Source organism: Pseudomonas sp. FP2309, assembly GCF_030687575.1.
GTDB lineage: Bacteria > Pseudomonadota > Gammaproteobacteria > Pseudomonadales > Pseudomonadaceae > Aquipseudomonas.
On record NZ_CP117439.1, the window covers coordinates 632,191 to 652,519 of the forward strand.

The 20,329-nt window shown below is 60.2% G+C and carries 17 protein-coding genes; 11 read left to right on the top strand and 6 right to left on the bottom strand.

All coding sequences use genetic code 11. The annotated features are described in order from the left end of the window. Positions 1-87: 87 nt before the first annotated feature. Positions 88-915, bottom strand: a complete 828-nt coding sequence (gene nadE, locus PSH59_RS02725) for an ammonia-dependent NAD(+) synthetase (RefSeq protein WP_137220172.1) — start codon at positions 913-915, stop codon at positions 88-90. 3 nt (positions 916-918) lie between these two features. Continuing rightward, positions 919-2,133 (bottom strand): nicotinate phosphoribosyltransferase, encoded by a 1,215-nt coding sequence (pncB, locus tag PSH59_RS02730; RefSeq protein WP_137220173.1) that lies wholly within the window; start codon positions 2,131-2,133, stop codon positions 919-921. A 306-nt stretch (positions 2,134-2,439) separates the two neighbouring features. On the opposite strand from pncB, the gene PSH59_RS02735 reads away from it, so the two are divergent. From PSH59_RS02735 to PSH59_RS02745, 3 genes are all read left to right on the top strand, one after another. After that, on the top strand, positions 2,440-4,035 hold the full coding sequence (locus PSH59_RS02735) for a phosphatidylserine/phosphatidylglycerophosphate/cardiolipin synthase family protein (RefSeq protein ID WP_305394246.1): 1,596 nt from the start codon (positions 2,440-2,442) through the stop codon (positions 4,033-4,035). Next, the gene (locus PSH59_RS02740) at positions 4,035-5,324 is read left to right on the top strand and encodes a sel1 repeat family protein (protein WP_305394247.1); all 1,290 of its coding nucleotides are present in this window, start codon (positions 4,035-4,037) and stop codon (positions 5,322-5,324) included. Before PSH59_RS02735 ends, PSH59_RS02740 begins: the two co-directional genes overlap by 1 nt. A 291-nt stretch (positions 5,325-5,615) precedes the next feature. Then, positions 5,616-6,755 carry a sel1 repeat family protein gene (locus tag PSH59_RS02745; protein WP_305394248.1) on the top strand — a complete coding sequence of 380 codons (1,140 nt, stop codon included), beginning with the start codon at positions 5,616-5,618 and terminating at the stop codon, positions 6,753-6,755. Positions 6,756-6,869: 114 nt separating this feature from the next. On the opposite strand, the gene PSH59_RS02750 is transcribed toward PSH59_RS02745, so the two are convergent. Beyond that, the gene (locus PSH59_RS02750) at positions 6,870-7,757 is read right to left on the bottom strand and encodes a LysR family transcriptional regulator (protein ID WP_137220175.1); all 888 of its coding nucleotides are present in this window, start codon (positions 7,755-7,757) and stop codon (positions 6,870-6,872) included. Between the two features lie 153 nt (positions 7,758-7,910). Between PSH59_RS02750 and PSH59_RS02755 the strand changes: the two genes are divergently transcribed. The 8 genes from PSH59_RS02755 (at position 7,911) to PSH59_RS02790 (ending at position 17,760) form a co-directional block, all read left to right on the top strand. Further along, the gene (locus PSH59_RS02755; protein WP_223495273.1) at positions 7,911-9,401 is read left to right on the top strand and encodes an aldehyde dehydrogenase family protein; all 1,491 of its coding nucleotides are present in this window, start codon (positions 7,911-7,913) and stop codon (positions 9,399-9,401) included. Between the two features lie 103 nt (positions 9,402-9,504). Continuing rightward, a complete protein-coding gene (locus PSH59_RS02760) occupies positions 9,505-10,788 on the top strand; it encodes an FAD-binding oxidoreductase (RefSeq protein WP_305394249.1) in 1,284 nt (427 codons plus the stop codon). Positions 10,789-11,162: 374 nt separating this feature from the next. Then, positions 11,163-12,299: a branched-chain amino acid ABC transporter substrate-binding protein gene (locus PSH59_RS02765; RefSeq protein WP_305394250.1), complete on the top strand. Its 1,137-nt coding sequence runs from the start codon at positions 11,163-11,165 to the stop codon at positions 12,297-12,299. A gap of 198 nt (positions 12,300-12,497) precedes the next feature. Then, the gene (locus PSH59_RS02770) at positions 12,498-13,412 is read left to right on the top strand and encodes a branched-chain amino acid ABC transporter permease (protein ID WP_003236186.1); all 915 of its coding nucleotides are present in this window, start codon (positions 12,498-12,500) and stop codon (positions 13,410-13,412) included. A 2-nt stretch (positions 13,413-13,414) separates the two neighbouring features. Then, on the top strand, positions 13,415-14,692 hold the full coding sequence (livM, locus tag PSH59_RS02775) for a high-affinity branched-chain amino acid ABC transporter permease LivM (RefSeq protein ID WP_248077491.1): 1,278 nt from the start codon (positions 13,415-13,417) through the stop codon (positions 14,690-14,692). Further along, positions 14,689-15,564: an ATP-binding cassette domain-containing protein gene (locus PSH59_RS02780; protein ID WP_248077494.1), complete on the top strand. Its 876-nt coding sequence runs from the start codon at positions 14,689-14,691 to the stop codon at positions 15,562-15,564. The genes livM and PSH59_RS02780 overlap by 4 nt, the downstream gene beginning before the upstream one ends. After that, entirely contained in the window at positions 15,561-16,277 is a 717-nt protein-coding gene (locus PSH59_RS02785) for an ABC transporter ATP-binding protein (RefSeq protein ID WP_305394251.1), read from the top strand. The genes PSH59_RS02780 and PSH59_RS02785 overlap by 4 nt, the downstream gene beginning before the upstream one ends. A gap of 715 nt (positions 16,278-16,992) precedes the next feature. Next, positions 16,993-17,760 (top strand): SDR family oxidoreductase, encoded by a 768-nt coding sequence (locus tag PSH59_RS02790; RefSeq protein WP_248077499.1) that lies wholly within the window; start codon positions 16,993-16,995, stop codon positions 17,758-17,760. A 117-nt stretch (positions 17,761-17,877) separates the two neighbouring features. Here PSH59_RS02790 and PSH59_RS02795 read toward each other — a convergent pair whose 3' ends face one another. The 3 genes from PSH59_RS02795 to ureG all read right to left on the bottom strand — a co-directional run bounded on the left by PSH59_RS02795 (position 17,878) and on the right by ureG (position 20,322). Continuing rightward, the gene (locus PSH59_RS02795; protein WP_305394252.1) at positions 17,878-18,987 is read right to left on the bottom strand and encodes an AGE family epimerase/isomerase; all 1,110 of its coding nucleotides are present in this window, start codon (positions 18,985-18,987) and stop codon (positions 17,878-17,880) included. A 125-nt stretch (positions 18,988-19,112) separates the two neighbouring features. Then, the gene (locus PSH59_RS02800; RefSeq protein WP_248077503.1) at positions 19,113-19,685 is read right to left on the bottom strand and encodes a HupE/UreJ family protein; all 573 of its coding nucleotides are present in this window, start codon (positions 19,683-19,685) and stop codon (positions 19,113-19,115) included. A gap of 22 nt (positions 19,686-19,707) precedes the next feature. After that, positions 19,708-20,322 (bottom strand): urease accessory protein UreG, encoded by a 615-nt coding sequence (ureG, locus tag PSH59_RS02805; RefSeq protein WP_017526387.1) that lies wholly within the window; start codon positions 20,320-20,322, stop codon positions 19,708-19,710. Between the last annotated feature and the right edge of the window lie 7 nt (positions 20,323-20,329).

Here is a 20,329-nt window from a genome sequence, read left to right on the forward strand (position 1 = left end):
CGCGTTATGGTGTGTCGCGAGCAAGCCGACGCTTCGACTTGCTCGCGAATGCTATCTGACAATCAACACAGAACGATCTGGCTCACCTCACGGCGCAAACGGCATCACCCGCTTGTGTTCGGTCTTGCGGTACGTCTCGCAGATGATCCGGAACGCTTCTTCCCGTACTGGCTCACCGTGCAGGAACGCATCGATCTCGGCGTAGGTCACGCCATGTGACGCTTCGTCCGGCTTGCCCGGTGACAGATCTTCCAGGTCGGCCGTCGGCACCTTCTCCACCAGCGATTCCGGCGCACCAAAGTGACGCGCAATCGCGCGCACCTGGTTTTTCACCAGCCCGCTCAACGGTGCCAGGTCGCAGGCGCCATCACCGAACTTGGTGAAAAAGCCCATCACCGCTTCCGCAGCATGATCAGTACCAATCACCAGCCCACCGGCCGCGCCGGCGATGGTGTACTGCGCCACCATGCGCATGCGTGCCTTGGTGTTGCCCAGCACGAAGTCCCGCGACACCGCGGCCTTGCCTTCAAACGCCGCCACTTCATTGGCCAGGGCTTTCACCGCCGGGCCGATGTTTACGGTATGGCGCTCGTCCGGATCGATAAAGTCCACCGAGGCCTGGGCGTCGATTTCGTCGAACTGGGTTTCGTAGGGCAGGCGCACGGCAATGAATGTATACGCCTGGTCACCGGTGCTGGCGCGCAGTTCCTGCATGGCACGCTGGGCCAACAGGCCGGCGGTAAGGGAGTCGACACCGCCGCTGATGCCCAGCACCAACGTCTTGAGGCCGGAGTTGCGCAGGCAGTCCTGGATAAAGGCCACGCGCCGGGCCACCTCGGCCTCAAGGGCGGCCTGGTCTTTGAACGGTGCTTGCACCTTGAGCTGCTGCGCAATCTCGCGCTGTACGGCTTGCATGATTCACTCCTTGCTGGCGATGGCAGGTACTTTGAAAACGTGACGCAAATAGGCGACAAAATTCGGATCGCTGCAGTGGGTCTTGCCCGCTTCATCGGAGATTTTCGCGACGGGCTGACCATTGCAGGCGGTCATTTTAAGCACGATGCTCATCGGTTCCACCCCTGGAATGTCACAGGTCAGGTTGGTGCCGATGCCAAAACTTACATTAATGCGACCACGCAACGCGCGGAAAATCTCCAGGGCCTTGGGCAGCGACAGGCTGTCGGAGAACACCAGGGTCTTGCTCATCGGCTCGATCCCGAGCTTGTGATAGTGGGCGATGGCTTTTTCGGCCCACTGCACCGGGTCACCGGAGTCGTGACGCAGGCCGTCGAACAGCTTGGCGAAGTACAAATCGAAGTCGCCCAGGAACGCGTCGGTGGTGATGCAATCGGTCAGGGCGATGCCCAGCAGGCCACGGTACTCGCGGACCCAGCAGTCGAGGGCGGCGATCTGGCTGTCGATCAGGCGCGGGCCGAGTTGCTGGTGGGCCATGATCCATTCGTGGGCCATGGTGCCCAGGGGTTTCATGTCCAGCTCGCGGGCCAGGTGCACGTTGCTGGTGCCGACGAAGCGACCGGGGAAGTCGTGCTTGAGCACATTCACCACTTCTTCCTGCACCCGGTACGAGAAACGCCGGCGGGTGCCGAAGTCAGCGACTTGCAGCTCCGACAGTTCATCGCTGCCGGCATTGGCCGTCAGCCAGTCGAACTTGCGGTACAGCTGCTCGCGCGCCTGTTCGAGGATTACGGTCTGATAGCGGTAGCGGTTACGCACTTCGCTGACGATGGCCAGCATCGGCACTTCGAACAGGATCACATGCAGCCACGGCCCGCGCAGGCGGATGAACAACTCGCCGTTCTCGATACCGGTCTGCACGTAGCGCAGGTTGAAGCGGAACAGCCCCAGAAAGCGCAAAAAGTCCGGCTTCATAAAGCTGATGCGTTCCAGGAAGCCCAACTGATCCGGGCTCAGGCTCAGCTCGGCGAGGCGCTCGATCTGGTAGCGGATCTCCGCCAGGTACGGGCGCAGGTCTTCGCTGTTGCGGCAACGAAACTCCCATTCAACTTCCACGTTGGGATAGTTGTGCAGCACCGCCTGCATCATGGTCAGCTTGTAGAAGTCGGTGTCGAGCAGGTTCTGCACGATGCGATCGGCAAACACACTCTCGCTCATAACGGGAATCTCCAGACGGGTCGGCGCTGGGCGCCAGCCTTTACGCACGATTAGGGAAGGGGGCTAGTGGCGCATAGACCTGTGGGGTTTTGCCAGTGATTTTTTGCATGGCTGCCTGCGCCGCAGTTGGGCATGCCGAGTTTTGCGGTAGTTTCTTTCTGATATGGGCTATTCCCTCAGCAAGATAAACGCGTCAAACATTAAGAATCGAGACGCGTCCCGCTGGGAAAGGCGAACCGTCTGACATTCGTCACGGATAACCTCTCTTTACTCTCTGGGCTTTCACTAAGTCCAGGGAACAGAGCAATGAATGGACCCGACATCGTTAGCCCCGTCGCGCTGCGACATACCCAGCAAGTGACCTGCGCCCCGCGCTGGTACGTGCAGAACACTGAATACCCGCCCGCGATAGCCACCTATCAACCTCTGATCAATGGCGAAGAAACCTTCAAGGCCGTGCATTCAGCGATCGCCCAGGCCACCAAAACGGTCGACATCATCTGCTGGGGCTTCCAACCGTCGATGTACTTTGTCCGCAATGGCATTGCCCCTAGCATCGGTGAACTGCTCAAAAACAAGGCTCGTGAAGGGGTCAAGGTTCGCGTATTGGTGTGGGAAATGCCGCTCAACTCTGCCGGCTTCGCGGGCGAGGCGAACCTGCCCGGTAAAAGTACAAGGATGCGTCATGCGCTGAGGTGGACGGCCAGCCATCACCAAAAGAGCGTGCTGGTCGATTACGAACTGCCGGATCGAGCTGTTGGCTTTGTCATGGGCCACAACATGCTCGATGCATATTGGGACACGGACAAACACTCGGCTTTGAACCGCTCAGAGGGCAGCAAACCCGCACCCAATCGCGGCCCGCGAGGTGCCACCCCGCGCCAGGATATTTCCAGCCAGGTCAGTGGGCCGATTCTGGAACACCTGCACCATAACTTCGCCAGCGCCTGGCTTAAGGAGACCGGCGAGGATCTGCTTGATCTTCGCCAAGCCAAGCAAATCGGGCCGCAACTGCAATGCAGCCCCGGCGTCACTCGCCAAATGGCCCAAGTGCTGCGCACTCAGGCGCAAGCGGGCAAGCGCGATATCGAGCAGGTTTATCTGAACGCAGTGAACAACGCGACCCAATTTATCTACATCGAGAACCAGTACTTTCGCTGGCCGCCGTTGGCCGAGGCTATCAAGAAGGCGGCGTCGGATCAGACCGGCGGGGGGCGCGATCCGGGTGTGCATGGCGCTTTGCACCTGTTCGTGATCACCAATGCGACCGATGACGGCATCGGGGCGGGCACGGTGAATACCCAGCGCATGCTTGAAAGCCTGGGGCGCGCCGACACGATTGCGAACGTAACCAAACTACGGCGTCTCGAACAGGTAAAAGGCGCCGCACCGCCCAGGCCGACACCTGATCCGCGCGATCACGTCGGGCAGAGGGAGTTGGCCAAGTGGCAGGCCGAACTGGATCAGAAAATCAAGGAAATTGAGGACAGCACGATTATTGCGCAGGAGGTACCGGGCTTGAAGGTTCACATCTGCTCACTGGTGGCACCTGATTCGCCGGCCGGCAAGCCGTGGGTGCCGGTGTACATCCATTCCAAGCTGATGATCGTCGACGACGTATTTACCACCTTGGGCTCGGCGAATATCAACACTCGTAGCATGCAGGTCGATAGCGAGCTGAATATTGCCCATGAGTGGATGAGTGTGACGCAGGCGTTGAGGCGGCGGTTGTGGGATCTGCATACGGATGGGAGGGGGGCGCAGGATGATCCAAAGGATGCGTTTGAGGCTTGGACAGACATCATTACCGAAAACAAAAAACGCCAATCAAAAAAAATAACTCCAAGCGTTCCGCTCATCGAATTTTATTACGGTAACGCCACCCTGAAGGACCTCGACTAATGCGACGAGTCCTTCTGCTATCAAGCCTGCTGCTGGCGGCCTGTAACAGCGGCGGCCCCCTTACAAAGCTGAGTCAGGACATTCCAATGAATCCGATTACTGAGGCCAAGCAAAAACTGACCTTTACCTGTGTGCACGAAACCATTCCCGATCCATCCAGGGAAGCCGATGTGCTATTCCAATACGCCCGTTGGTTGCAAAAAAACAACCAGCTCAAACAAGACAAGACCGTCGATGCCGAAATTGAGCGGCTGTATCGCATTGCTGCCGAGAACAAACATTACAAGGCCAATATCAATCTGCAGAACGGCGCGATGCGTGGGAAGTTCAAGCTTCGTGGCGATGAGCATCTGCGCCTGAGTCAGCAACTGATCGATGCGGGTGTGGCGACAGGTTATTACTTTGTCGGGATATTCCTGCAGCAGGGGGGCGCGGGGTTGAAGCAAGACGAGGAAATGTCGTTGCGCTACTTCCGTAAGGCGGCCGATGAGGGCAGTGCCCTGGCTCAATACTTAATTGGAGAAAAGCTCGAGCCTATCGACATCGCCCCGAAAGTTGCACTTCAAATGTACCGCTGCGCTGCTGCCCAGGGTAATGGTGAGGCTGCAAATTCTTTAGGTATTGACCTTAAAATTGAAGGTGAATACCAAAATGCCCTCGAAGCATTCCAAATGGGAGTGGCTGCAGGTACCAGTACCTCGGCGTCCCGCTTGCACAAAGGCTTTCGTAATCCGCCACCGTCCGATCAGCTTTACTATCTCGGTCAACAGCAAGACCTCGAACGCGCCGAACGCTATGAAAAAATCTGGCGAATTCTCGCAAATTACTCCTACGCCGACCCCAAAGTCCCCGAAATCAACGAAATCCTCCCGCTACCTCCCGCAGAACTGCCCGCCTGGGACGGCAAGCTGCAATGGCTGGAAGCACGCCTGGCCAATATCCCGCCAGAAAAGCCCAGCGAGTCGTTGATCAGGCAGTTGGCCAAGGCAATGGTCCTCGACCCGGCGACGGGCAAACCCATGCCGGGCTCGCCCGCCTTCAGCGAGAATAGTTTTCTCGGGCCGACCTGTTCCAGCGGCAAACCTTGCCCGCAGAGCGGTTACTGGAAGATCAAGTGGTCTGGCGTTGACGCGTTTTATCAACTGGTGGAAAGAAACGCGCCCCGCTATTTCGAACAGGGCGAGATCATGCCGCAGGCCCTGGTGGACTTCTACCGGCCACGGTGTTGGCCCCTGCCGGATAAATACGTGCAATCGGATAGAGGCGTGACATGGGGGCTGCTCGGATGAAGGGCTACGCCCCTACATTCTTGCTGAGCGCGGCAATAGCAGGCTGCGCCAGCTTTGCGGGGGGGCCAGTAATTTTTGCAGGACTGTCTGCGCCGCGGTCGGGCATGCCGAGTTTGCGGTAGTTTCTTTCTGCGTGATACCGAGCAGGTTTATCTGAACGCAGTGAACAACGCGACCCGATTGCACGGGCATCATCAAGGAAAACAAAAAACGCCAATCGAAAGAGTTGACACCTAAATCTGCGCTCGTCGGTTTTTATTACGAAAAAGCCACCCTGAAGGACCTCAATTGATGCGCCCAGCCCTTCTGCTATCAAGCTTGCTGCTGGCGGCCTGTAACAACGGCGGCCCCCTAACACAGCTGAGTCAGGACATTCCAATGAATCCGATTACTGAGGCCAAGAAAAAACCGACCTTTACCTGTGTGCACGAAACCATTCCCGATCCATCCAGGGAAGCCGATGTGCTATTCCAATACGCCCGTTGGTTGCAAAAAAACAACCAGCTCAAACAAGACAAGACCGTCGATGCCGAAATTGAGCGGCTGTATCGCATTGCTGCCGAGAACAAACATTACAAGGCCAATATCAATCTGCAGAACGGCGCGATGCGTGGAAAGTTCAAGCTCCGTGGCGATGAACATCTGCGCCTGAGTCAGCAACTGATCGATGCGGGTGTGGCGACAGGTTATTACTTTGTCGGGATATTCCTGCAGCAGGGGGGCGCGGGGTTGAAGCAAGACGAGGAAATGTCGTTGCGCTACTTCCGTAAGGCCGCAGATCAGGGCAGTGCCGTGGCTCAGAAAGTCGTCGGAGATAAGTTGGCGCCGATTAAAGTTGCACCAGATATAGCTCGGCAAATGCGACGCTGCGCGGCTGAACAGGGCAATGGTGAGGCAGCAGTTTCTTTAGGTATTGGCCTCAAAATCGAGGGCGAATACAAGGCTGCTCTTGAGGTATTCCAATTGGGAGTGGCTGCTGGTGATGAAACTTCTGCGGGTCGACTAGAAGAGGCATTTCGCGGTCCTCTTCCCTCCGATACGCTGTACTACCTCAACCAGCAGCAAGACCTCGAACGCGCCGAACGCTATGAAAAAATCTGGCGAATTCTCGCAAATTACTCCTACGCCGACCCCAAAGTCCCCGAAATCAACGAAATCCTCCCGCTACCTCCCGCAGAACTGCCCGCCTGGGACGGCAAGCTGCAATGGCTGGAAGCACGCCTGGCCAATATCCCGCCAGAAAAGCCCAGCGAGTCGTTGATCAGGCAGTTGGCCAAGGCAATGGTCCTCGACCCGGCGACGGGCAAACCCATGCCGGGTTCGTCCGCCTTCAGCGAGAATAGTTTTCTCGGGCCGACCTGCTCCAGCGGCAAACCTTGCTCGCAGGGCGGTTACTGGAAGATCAAGACGTCCTTACATTCTTTCTGTTGAGCGCGGCAATAGCGGACTGCGCCAGCTTTGTGGGTTTTTGCCAGTGATTTTTTCAGTGAGGCTGCTGGCCTTATCGGGAGCAACCCCCTCCCACACTTGGAGTGCATTCCAAAGTCAGACCTGAGCCAGCATCCACTTCACAAACTCGCGCACCTTGGGCACCTCCGCTGAATGTTCCGGATACGCCAGGTAATAAGCGTCCTGGCTCGGCATCGCGTGCTGCCAGGGAATCACCAGCTTGCCGTCGGCCAGTTCCTCCTCCACCAGAAACCGTGGCAACAGCGCCACGCCACAGCCCACCTGTGCGGCGCGAATGCACATATAGAAGGTGTCAAAGCGCGGCCCGTGGTAGCTGTGCTCGGTCTGGTAACCCTGGCTGGCGAACCAGTCGTGCCAGCCCTGGGGCCGTGAAGCGTTTTGCAGCAGCACCAGTTGGCTCAGTTGGGTGGGGTCGGTCAGAGGCGTTGTCGGCAGGCTTTCGGGGGCGCACACCGGCACCAGCTCCTCGCTGAACAGCTTCCGGCTCTCGGTGCCGGGACGCGCGCCCTGGCCGAAATAGAAGGCTATGTCGGCCTTGCCTTGCAGCAACTCGTCCGGCTCCTGCTCGTTACACAGGTCCAGATGGATCTGTGGATGCCGCAGCCGCCAGCCCTTGAGCCGCGGCACCAGCCAACGCGCGCCGAAAGTGTAGGGCGTGGACACGCGCAATACTTCAGTCTCGCCGCCGTAGGAGCGCAGGTAGTGGGTGGACATCTCCACCTGCGTGAGGATCTTGCGCACTTCCACCAGGTACAGGTCGCCCGCCGGGGTCATCTGCAAGCGTCGGCGCACGCGGCGAAACAGCAGGTGCTGCAGCAACTCTTCCAACTGCGCCACCTGTTTGCTCACCGCGCTTTGCGTGAGGTTCAGTTCCTCGGCGGCGCGAGTGAAGCTCAGGTGGCGGGTGGCGGCTTCGAAACACTGCAGGGCGGTGATCGAGGGCAAATGTCTTTTGTTCAGCACGGCGTGCCTCTTTTTATGCTTTGCATGAATAAACGGAATGATATCTCGCCTAATCGTCGTTTGTTGGCAAGTCTTGGGCCAGCTACAAATAAGCCCTGGATCGCCGTGCATGGCGCGGTGCGATTTTTTGCTTGCAGATTGAAGGAGTGACCCATGGTTGCCGCATTGCTTGATCGTCTCGGGGTGAACCCGGCGCTGTACCAGGCGGGCAAACAGCCCGTGCATTCGCCGATTGATGGCAGCTGTATCGGCAATGTGCACTGGGAAGGTGCCGCCGAGGTCGAGCAACAGGTCAGTCGCGCCGAGCATGCATTCGAGGCCTGGCGCAAAGTCCCGGCCCCGCGTCGCGGCGAGCTGGTACGCCAATTCGGCGATGTGCTGCGCCAATACAAGGCCGACTTGGGCGAGCTGGTGTCCTGGGAAGCCGGCAAGATCACCCAGGAAGGCCTGGGCGAAGTGCAGGAAATGATCGACATCTGCGACTTCGCCGTTGGCCTGTCGCGTCAGTTGTACGGTTTGACCATCGCCTCCGAGCGCCCCGGCCACCATATGCGTGAAACCTGGCACCCCCTGGGCGTGGTCGGCGTGATCAGCGCCTTCAACTTTCCGGTCGCCGTATGGGCGTGGAACACCGCCCTGGCGCTGGTGTGCGGCAACGCGGTGATCTGGAAACCGTCGGAAAAGACCCCGCTCACCGCCCTGGCCTGCCAGGCGTTGTTCGAGCGCGTGTTAAAGGACTTCAGTGACGCGCCGCCCTACCTGAGCCAGGTGATCATCGGCGGCCGCGATGCCGGCGCTGCGCTGGTGGATGACCCCCGCGTGGCCCTGATCAGCGCCACCGGCAGCACCCGCATGGGTCGCGAAGTGGCACCCAAAGTCGCGGCACGTTTCGCCCGCAGCATCCTTGAGCTGGGCGGCAACAACGCGATGATCCTCGGCCCAAGCGCCGACCTGGACATGGCGGTGCGCGCCATCCTGTTCAGCGCCGTCGGCACCGCTGGCCAGCGCTGCACCACCCTGCGCCGCCTGATCGCCCATGAGTCGGTCAAGGAAGAAATCGTCACCCGCCTCAAAGCGGCCTATTCCAAAGTGCGCATCGGCCACCCGCTGCAAGGCAACCTGATCGGGCCGCTGATCGACAAGCACGGCTTCGACAACATGCAGGACGCCCTTGAGCAAGCCCTGAGCGAAGGCGGCAAGGTGTTCGGTGGCAAGCGCCAGTTGCAAGACACATTCCCTAACGCTTACTACGTGTCGCCGGCCATCGTGGAAATGCCTGAGCAAAGCGACGTGGTGTGCACCGAAACCTTCGCGCCGATTCTCTACGTGGTCGGCTACACCGACTTCGCCGAAGCCCTGCGCCTGAACAACGCCGTACCCCAAGGCCTGTCGTCGTGCATCTTCACCACCGATGTGCGCGAGGCCGAGCAGTTCATGTCGGCGGTGGGCAGCGACTGCGGCATCGCCAACGTCAACATCGGCCCAAGCGGCGCGGAAATCGGCGGCGCGTTTGGCGGTGAGAAAGAGACGGGCGGCGGGCGTGAGTCGGGCTCGGATGCGTGGCGTGGGTATATGCGTCGCCAGACCAACACCGTGAACTATTCACTGGAGTTGCCGTTGGCCCAGGGCATTACCTTCGACTGATACCTGAAGTCGCAGTGAGATGAGTGTGGGAGGGGGCATGCCACCTCCCACCGCTGAGCGCATTTGCAGTTAGAGGTTTGTTGGGTCTCATCGGAGTCTGGCAATGGCACTACGTGAAACATGTTTGTGGGAACACCTCACTCCCAGCCGGCCGGACCGTGCTGCGCTCAAGGGCGAAGTCCAGGTGGACGTGTGTGTGATCGGCGCCGGCATCACCGGTTTGTCGGCGGCCATTCATTTGCTGGAACAAGGTAAAAGCGTCACCGTGCTGGAGGCCCATCGCACCGGCCACGGCGGCTCGGGGCGCAACGTCGGGCTGGTGAACGCCGGTTTATGGATTCCCCCGGATGACATCGAAGCCGGTTTCGGCGAAGCGGTGGGCAGCCAGCTCAACCGCATGTTGGGCGCGGCACCTTCACTGGTGTTCAGCCTGATCGACAAATACAACATCGATTGCCAATTGCGCCGCGAGGGCACTTTGCACATGGCGCACAACGCCCGTGGCGAGGCGGACTTGCGCAGTCGTGAAGAACAATGGAAGCGCCGTGGTGCGCCGGTCGAACTGCTCACCGGGCAGGCCTGCGAGACCGCTACCGGCACTAAAAAAATCGCCGCTGCGTTGCTGGACAGGCGGGCGGGTACGTTGAACCCGATGGCCTACACCTCGGGCCTGGCCAACGCGGCGTTCGGCCTCGGCGGGCAACTGTTCGATCATTCCCCGGTGACCCAGGTGGAGCGCCAGGGCGCGCGCTGGTCGGTGCAGACCCCGCACGGCGCGGTGCAGGCGGCACAGGTGGTGATCGCCTCCAACGCCTACACCGAAGGCGAATGGACCGAACTGCGGCGTAACTTTTTCCCCGGTTATTACTATCAGGTCGCGTCGGCCCCGCTGACCGATGAAGCCGCCCGGCAGATTCTGCCAGGCGGCCAGGGCTCGTGGGACACGCGCCAGGTGTTGAGCAGCATCCGCCGCGATGCCGATGGCCGTCTGTTGCTTGGCAGCCTGGGCAACGGCAACCAGAAACCGGCCTGGTTCCTCAAAGCGTGGGCCGATCGGGTGCAGCAGCACTACTTTCCGTACCTCAAATCGGTGCAATGGGAATACACCTGGACCGGTTGCATTGCCTTCACCCCCGACCACTTGATGCGCCTGTTCGAGCCGGCCCCCGGCCTGGTCGCCGTCACCGGTTATAACGGGCGCGGCGTGACCACCGGCAGCGTGGTCGGCAAGGCGTTTGCCGACTACTTGTGTCACCAGAATCCCCAGGCACTGCCGATTCCCTTCGCGCCGATGCAGCCGTTGGCCGGCGTTGGCTTGCGCAGTTGCTTGTATGAGGCTGGGTTTTCGCTGTATCACGCCGGCCAATGCCTGAGGATCGTCATCTGATCAGCGAAATACCGCACAAAAGCCTGCATTTTCTTAGCCGGCTACCCATCTGTATTGGTGCAAGTCGTAGCAGTCCTGCACTGTAAATGTGCACTTCCGTTACGCATGTTGTAACACGTGTAGGAAGAGTCGTTTGTACATCCGGTTGCAGGTGCGACCTGCCAGGGTTGTACTTTTTAAGGCGGCTGGTTGTACCTCCGTGAGCTAGGGGGTTGCACGTGCTGGCAAGCGGTGGCGAAACGCCTGTAATTACAATGACACCGTGTCTTTTTGAAGAATAAAAACGTACTGGCACGACGCTTGCTCTGAGCTTTCGGTGAAAGGTTTGAATGCAAGTTGTCGTGCCAAAAATCAAAAATATCGGAGCACCACTCATGTCCCAGACGTTTTACAAGAAAGGTTTTCTGGCCCTCGCCGTTGCTGCGGCGCTGGGTGTTTCTACGTTTGTTCAAGCTGATGTGAAGATCGGCGTGGCGGGGCCGATGACGGGCGCCAACGCATCGTTCGGTGAGCAGTACATGAAGGGTGCCCAGGCGGCAGCCGATAGCATCAACAAGGCCGGCGGTATCAACGGTGAGCAGATCAAGCTGGTCGCCGGCGACGATGCCTGCGAGCCCAAGCAGGCTGTGGCTGTGGCCAACCGCCTGGCGGACCAGGAAAAAGTGATCGGTGTGGTCGGGCACTTCTGCTCGTCCAACACCATCCCGGCCTCTGAAGTGTACGACGAAGCGGGCATCATCGCGATCACCCCAGGCTCTACCAACCCGGCAGTGACCGAACGCGGCCTGGGCGCCATGTTCCGCATGTGCGGCCGTGATGACCAGCAAGGCATCGTCGCCGGCGATTACATCGTCGACGTGCTCAAGGGCAAAAAAGTCGCGGTGATCAACGACAAGGACACCTACGGCAAAGGCCTGGCCGATGCCACCGCTGCTCAGTTGACCAAGCGCGGCGTCAAGCCGGTGCTTGAAGAAGGCCTGACCCGTGGCGAGAAAGACTTCAGCGCCCTGGTCACCAAGATCCGTTCCACCGGGGCTGACGTGGTGTACTTCGGTGGCCTGCACCCCGAAGCCGGTCCGCTGGTTCGCCAGATCCGTGAAGCCGGTCTCAAGGACGTCAAGTTCATGTCCGATGACGGCATCGTGACCGATGAGCTGGTGGCGACCGCAGGCGGCAAGCAATACGTCGACGGCGTGTACATGACCTTCGGCGCTGACCCGCGCCTGCTACCGGACAGCAAGGCGGTGGTGGAAGAGTTCCGCAAGGCCGGCTACGAGCCTGAAGGCTATACCCTTTACGCTTACGCTTCGCTGCAGGCGCTGGCCGCAGGTTTCAATGGCGCCAAGTCCAACAAGGGTGAAGACGCCGCCAAGTGGCTCAAAGCCCACCCGGTCAAGACCGTCATGGGCGAGAAGACCTGGGACGCCAAGGGCGACCTGAAAATCTCCGACTACGTGGTGTACCAGTGGGATAAAGACGGCAAATACCACCAGCTGGAAAAGCAGAAGTAAGGCATAGCGCCTGAGTCCGACTGTGGGAGGGGCTTGCCCCCGATGCCGGTGTGTCAGCCCCGATGCTCAGCTGATCCTACGCAATCGGCGGCAAGCCCCCGCCCACAGGGGGACCATGTTCTGATCAAGATCTGTCTTTTCCTCCAGAAGCGCCGCACACCCACCGGTGTGCAGGTGCTCACCGCGTGAGATTGCGTTATGGATGGTATTTTCCTGCAGCAACTGGTCAACGGCCTGACCCTCGGGTCGGTCTATGGCCTGATCGCCATCGGCTACACAATGGTCTATGGCATCATTGGCATGATCAACTTCGCCCACGGCGAGGTTTATATGATTTCCGCTTACCTCGCGGCGATCAGTCTGGCACTGCTGGCTTACTTCGGCATCGAATCCTTCCCGCTGCTCATACTCGGCACCTTGATCTTCACCGTCGTCGTCACCGGCGTGTACGGTTGGGTCATTGAGCGTGTCGCCTACAAACCGTTGCGTAACTCCACCCGACTGGCTCCGCTGATCAGCGCCATCGGTATCTCCCTGATCCTGCAGAACTACGCGCAGATCGCCCAGGGCGCCAAGCAACAAGGTATTCCGACCCTGCTGGCCGGGGCCTGGCGTGTCGATATCGGCAGCGGGTTCGTCCAGCTCACCTACACCAAAGTGTTCATCCTGGTCGCCGCCTTCGCCGGCATGGCCTTGCTGACTTACATCATCAAGTACACCAAGCTCGGACGCATGTGCCGCGCCACCCAGCAAGACCGCAAGATGGCCTCAATCCTGGGAATCAACACCGACCGCGTGATCTCCTACGTGTTCGTCATCGGTGCCGCCATGGCCGCACTGGCCGGCGTACTGATCACGCTCAACTACGGCACCTTTGACTTCTATGCCGGCTTCATCATCGGCATCAAGGCGTTTACCGCAGCGGTACTCGGCGGCATCGGCTCCCTGCCTGGGGCGATGTTGGGCGGGATCATCCTCGGTATCTCCGAGTCGTTGTTCTCGGGGTTGATCAACTCTGACTACAAAGACGTGTTCAGTTTCTCCCTGCTGGTGGTGATTCTGATTTTCCGTCCCCAGGGCCTGCTTGGTCGCCCACTCGTGGCGAAGGTGTAAACATGTCTGCTGCCAAACCTATCGATATCAAGAAAAGTGTCGTCGATACGATCCTTGCCGGGCTGATTTCGTTGATCGTGTTCGGTCCGATCGTCGGCGTGGTCCTCGACGGCTACAGCTTCAACCTGGAACCGGCCCGCGTGGGCCTGTTGGTGGCCATCGTGATGGTCGGCCGCTTTGCCATGAGCCTGTTTCTGCAAACCCCCAAGGGCGTGAAGATTCTGCAGGGCTTTGAAAGCTCAGGCTCGGGCGTGCATGTGCTCAAACCCGATTACAAATCGCGACTGCGCTGGATCATTCCGGCGCTGATCGTGATCGCCATCGTGTTCCCGATCTTCGCCAACAAGTACCTGCTCACCGTGGTGATCCTCGGCTTGATCTACGTACTCCTGGGCCTGGGCCTGAACATCGTGGTGGGCCTGGCGGGCCTGCTCGACCTGGGTTACGTGGCGTTCTACGCCATCGGTGCCTATGGCCTGGCGCTGGGCTACCAGTACCTGGGCCTGGGATTCTGGACGGTGTTGCCATTGGCGGCCATCGCGGCCGCGTTGGCCGGGTGCATACTCGGCTTCCCGGTGTTACGCATGCACGGCGACTACCTGGCCATCGTGACCCTGGGCTTTGGTGAAATCATCCGCCTGGTGCTCAACAACTGGCTGTCGTTCACCGGCGGTCCGAACGGCATGCCGGTGCCATCACCGACCTTCCTCGGCCTCGAATTCGGCAGGCGTGCAAAGGATGGCGGGATTCCGTTCCACGAGTTCTTCGGCATCGACTACAACCCCAACATCAAATTCATGTTCATCTACATCGTGCTGTTTTTGGTGGTGCTGCTGGTGCTGTACATCAAGCATCGCCTGACCCGCATGCCGGTCGGCCGTGCGTGGGAAGCGCTGCGTGAAGATGAGATCGCCTGCCGCTCCATGGGCCTGAACCACGTACTGGTCAAGCTCTCGGCGTTCACCATCGGTGCCTCCACCGCTGGCTTGGCCGGGGTGTTCTTTGCCAGCTATCAGGGCTTCGTCAACCCGTCGTCGTTCACCTTCTTCGAGTCGGCGCTGATTCTGGCCATCGTGGTGCTGGGCGGCATGGGCTCCACGGTGGGCGTGGTGATTGCCGCGTTCGTGTTGACCGTTGCGCCGGAGTTGCTGCGCAGCTTCTCCGAGTACCGCGTGCTGCTGTTTGGTGTGTTGATGGTGGTGATGATGATCTGGCGACCACGCGGTTTGATCCGCATCAGCCGTACCGGTGTGACACCACGTAAAGGAGTGGCGCCATGAGCAAGGAAGTCGTCCTCTGCGTGGAACACCTGATGATGCACTTCGGTGGCATCAAGGCCTTGAGCGATGTGAGCCTCAAGGTCGAACGCAACTCGATCTTCGCCCTGATCGGCCCCAACGGCGCCGGCAAGACCACGGTGTTCAACTGCCTCACCGGGTTTTACAAAGCCAGTGGCGGCAAGATCCAGCTCAACGTGCGCGGCAAGCAAACCGACGTGATCCAACTGTTGGGCGAGCGCTTCCAGGCCACCGACTTCGTGTCGCCGAAGAGCTTCCTCAGCCGCGTGTACTACAAGATGTTCGGCGGCACCCATCTGGTCAACCGTGCAGGTTTGGCGCGGACTTTCCAGAACATTCGCCTGTTCAAGGAAATGTCGGTGGTGGAGAACCTGCTGGTGGCCCAACACATGTGGGTCAACCGCAACATGCTGGCGGGCATCCTCAACACCAAGGGCTACCGCAAGGCCGAAAGCGATGCACTGGACTGCGCCTTCTACTGGCTGGAAGTGGTGGACCTGGTGGACTGCGCCAACCGCCTGGCCGGTGAGCTTTCCTACGGCCAGCAGCGCCGTCTGGAGATCGCCCGCGCCATGTGCACGCGGCCGCAGATCATCTGCCTGGACGAACCGGCAGCCGGCCTCAACCCTCAGGAAACCGAAGCCCTCAGTGCGATGATTCGCCTGCTGCGCGACGAACACGACCTCACGGTGGTGCTGATCGAACACGACATGGGCATGGTGATGAGTATTTCCGACCACATCGTGGTGCTGGACCACGGCAACGTGATCGCCGAGGGCGGGCCGGAGGCGATCCGCAACGACCCGAAAGTGATTGCCGCCTACCTGGGCGCTGACGAAGAGGAGCTGGTATGAGTGCACCTATCCTCGAAATGAAAGACCTGGACGTGTTCTATGGCCCGATCCAGGCCCTGAAAAAAGTCTCGCTGCACATCAACGAAGGTGAAACCGTCAGCCTGATCGGCTCCAACGGCGCGGGCAAATCCACGCTGCTGATGTCGATCTTCGGTCAGCCGCGGGCCGAGTCGGGGCAGATCCTCTACAACGGCGTCGAGATTACCCACAAGTCCTCCCACTACATCGCTTCCAACGGCATCGCGCAGTCGCCGGAAGGGCGGCGGGTGTTCCCTGACATGACTGTCGAGGAAAACCTGTTGATGGGCACCATCCCCATTGGCGACAAGTTCGCCGCCGAGGACATGCAGCGCATGTTCGAGCTGTTCCCACGGCTCAAGGAGCGGCGTAACCAGCGCGCCATGACCATGTCCGGTGGTGAGCAGCAAATGCTCGCCATCGCCCGTGCGCTGATGAGCCGGCCCAAGCTGTTGCTGCTGGACGAGCCGAGCCTGGGGCTGGCACCGATTGTGGTCAAGCAGATCTTTTCCACCCTGCGCGAGCTGGCAGCCACCGGCATGACCATCTTCCTGGTGGAGCAGAACGCCAACCACGCCCTGCGCTTGTCGGACCGGGCTTACGTGATGGTCAACGGCGAGATCCGCCTGACAGGCACCGGCAAAGAGTTGCTGGTGAACGAAGAGGTGCGTAACGCCTACCTGGGCGGGCACTGATCTAAAACGCAGGATCCCTGTGGGAGGGCCCCCTCCCACAGTTGTTTTTGTGCCATCCACCCTGGCAATCCCAAATTGTGGAAAACAAATCCGGCTACCCTCCAAAGCGCGACATATAGCCGCCGCAAATCCCTGTTTTGTCACAGTTTTGACTTGTCCCCATTCGCTGTGGAACCGGCTGTGGGTAACGTGGGAGTAGCTGGCTGAAAGCCTTTAAAAACGTGGCTTACAGCGCAGCGGTTGATTTTTGATCAGCGGTTTTTTGGTGACTGGCCAAGGGGTTTGTCAACCTGTTTAAAGACACAGGTATATGACCGGAATATGTCCAGCAAGCCTGTGGATAAGTCTGTGATTAAACTCTGGAAAGAGTGCCGCAGAGGCCGGATTAACTGGCCTGGAGCCATCGTTCGGATTTTTCCTCTTGTCGCGCGCGTACATACAGCCCGACTGAGGTCAAGCAAAAAACTTTCTAAAATCGCCTGCAGGCCTTGTGGATAGAGGCCTGAGCTGTTTTGCACTTGCCCCCAAAGACTGTGGGCGCAGTTGTGGATAACCTGCGCGCATATGGCTGCAGGCCACGGTTTGTAAGGCGTCGCGTCGAGTGGTTAAAAAACAGCCAGTTATGCGCGAAGGTGTGTGCACGGCGGTTGCCGCAACGGCGGCGTAAGGGCATTCTGCTGGCTGATTTTTTACCGATGCCCGTAAGGAGAACACCATGTCCAACACGCTGTTTATCACTGGCGCTACTTCAGGCTTTGGCGAAGCCTGCGCCCGTCGTTTTGCCGAAGCCGGCTGGAAACTGGTGCTCACCGGTCGTCGCGCCGAGCGTTTGAATGCGTTGGTCGAGGAGCTTTCCAAGCAAACCGAGGTGCATGGCCTGGTCGTGGACGTGCGTGACCGCAAGGGCATGGAAGACGCCATCGCCAACCTGCCGCCGTCGTTCGCCACGTTGCGCGGCCTGATCAACAACGCCGGGCTGGCAGTGGGCACGGACCCAGCTCCCAAGTGTGAACTCGACGATTGGGAAACCATGGTCGACACCAATATCAAAGGCCTGCTGACCACCACCCACCTGCTGTTGCCGCGCCTGATCGCCCACGGCCGTGGCGCCGGCATCATCAACCTGGGCTCCATCGCCGGCAGCTACCCATACCCCGGCAGCCACGTGTATGGCGGCTCCAAGGCGTTCGTAAAACAATTCTCCCTGAACCTGCGCTGCGACCTGCAAGGCACCGGCGTGCGCGTGACCAACATCGAGCCGGGCCTGTGCGAAAGCGAGTTTTCCCTGGTGCGCTTCGGCGGTGACCAGGCGCGCTACGACGCCACCTACGCCGGCGCCGAGCCGATCCAGCCGCAGGACATTGCCGACACCATCTTCTGGGTGATGAACACCCCGGCGCACGTCAACATCAACCGCCTGGAGCTGATGCCGGTGAGCCAGACCTGGGCCGGGTTTGCGATTGAGCGGGGTGCCAAAGGCTGATTTTTGTAGTGAGCGAGCTTGCCCCGCGCGGGGCAAGCCCGCTCACCACCGGGGGAGGACGGTGAGGGGCCAAAGGATGCAATGAGTGCAGGGCGTGCTCGCAAAAGGCTCTGACCCTCAGCCGAGATGCTCGATCAATCCCTGATAACAGGTCGCCAAGTGATACGGCGTGGTCGACGGCATGTCCCGTCGGCTCACGGCGCCCTTGGCGTCCAGGCATTCGTGCCAGCCTTTGTCGTGCAGGAAGTTGTTTTGCAGTGCCAGCAATTGACGTTGCAATACCGCTTCGCTGCCGGGACGCAGGGTCAAGGCCCGCAGGTATTCTGCCTGGGCCCAGATGCGTTGAGTGCCGTCGCGCACGCTGCCGTCGAGGGCGAGCATGCCGCTGACCGCACCGCTTAACTTATCCACACCCTTTTGCTCGGCGTAGGCAAATGCCCGGTTCAGCGAGGCATGCAGCGGCGTACCGCGCAGCACATTCGAGGATTCCAGCAAAAAGAACCATTCGAACTGGTGTCCCGGCTCGAACCAGTTATCCACCGCGCCCAGTGGTTTTTCCATCATCACGCCGTGCTGGCGGTCGATGAAGCGCTTTTGCAGTGCGCTGGCCAAGTCCAGCAACGTGTCCCGCGTGACGGCGTCTTCACGCACGGCCAGTGTGGCGAGGAAGCCTTCGGCAAGGTGCATCAGTGGGTTCTGCAAAGGGCCGGACTTGAGGGACGACCAGTTGCGTTCCAGCACCGCTTCGTACAGACCGTCGCCCGTGGCGAAGCGTTCGGCAACCACGGCAAGCGCGGCATTGAGCACCGATTCCACCAACGGCTCACGCACCTTGGCCCAGTAGTGGGCACAGGCAAAGATGATGAAGGCGTGGGTGTAGAGGTCTTTGCGTTTATCCAGCGGCTGCCCGGCCGGGTCGATGCTGTAGAACCAGCCGCCGTGCTCGGCGTCGTGGAAGTGCTGCTGCAGGGAACGGAACAACGCTGTCGCGCGGGCTTCGGCGAAGGTCGCACCGGGCTCGCCGATCAGGCTGGCGAACAGGTACAACTGCCGGGCGCAGGCCATGGCGCGGTAGCGTTGCGGGGGCAACGGCTGGTGATCGGCGCCCAGTGCCTCATACGGCAGCGCCAACTCGGCGTTCCAGCCTGGCCCCTGCCAGAGCGGCACGATCAGGCTGTGGAAGTGCGTGAGCACGGTATTCAAGGAAGGCGGGGAAGCGATGGGCATTGGCTGGCGTCGTCACGGCTGGGGCGTAGGCGCGCATGGTAGCAGAGGGGCAGCTTTAAGTTGTGAGCTGCAAGCGGCAAGTAAGAGCCGTTCGGTTTTTACTCGCCGCTTGTCGCTTGCGACGGTCAGCTGGCGAGCAGCCACACCCCAGTCGCCGCCGAAGCTGCCCCGGCAATTCTCACCAGCGGCGCGGCAGCTGTCGGCAGGAAGCGCACCAGCGCATAACCGGCCGCATGCAGCGCAGCTGTCGCGCCGACAAACCCGGCCGCATATGCCCAAGGGCTGGACATGTCCGGCAACTCCAGGCCATGGGCCACACCGTGGAAAAGTGCAAACAGCGCCGTCGCACCCACGGCCATAAACAGCGGCGGCCGCACCGCCAATGCCACGGCCAGGCCCAGGGCCAGCACCGACGCGGCGATCCCGCTTTCCAGTGCCGGCAGCGCCAGGCCTTCAAAACCCAGCACGCCGCCGATCAGCATGGTGCCAACGAAGGTGCACGGCAGCGCCCAGCGGGCCGCGCCTTTTTGCTGCGCCGCCCACAGGCCGACCGCAAGCATGGCCAGCAAATGGTCGATACCGCCCAGCGGATGGCTGATCCCGGCTATCAGGCCGTTGTCGCCGTGGCCAGGGTGAGCGAAAGCCAGAGCCGGAGTGAGCAGCAGCGCAGCGGCGGCCAAGAGTTTATTGAGGGTCATAAACAGGTTCCTTTTGGAGTGATCAGGCGGCGGTCAGCAGGCCTTGGCGTTCAATGAAGGCAACAATGTCGTCCAGGCCCACGCCGGTTTTCTGGTTGCTGAAGACAAAAGGTTTACCGTTGCGCATGCGCTGGGTGTCGCTGTTCATCAGCTCCAGCGAGGCGCCGACCAGAGGCGCGAGGTCGATCTTATTGATCACCAGCAGGTCGGATTTGCAGATGCCGGGGCCGCCTTTGCGCGGCAGTTTGTCGCCGGCGGACACGTCGATCACGTAGATAGTCAGGTCCGACAACTCGGGGCTGAAGGTGGCCGACAAGTTGTCCCCGCCGGACTCCACCAGGATCAGGTCCAGGCCGGGGAAGCGGCGGTTGAGCTGGTCCACCGCTTCCAGGTTGATCGAGGCGTCTTCACGAATGGCCGTGTGCGGGCAGCCGCCGGTTTCCACGCCGATGATACGCTCGGGCGCCAGAGCCTCGTTGCGGACCAGGAAGTCGGCGTCCTCACGGGTATAGATGTCGTTGGTGACCACCGCCAGGTTGTAGCGGTCGCGCAGTGCGAGGCACAGGGCCAGGGTCAGGGCGGTCTTGCCGGAGCCGACCGGGCCGCCGATGCCGACGCGCAGGGGTTGTGTGTTCATGTGGTGT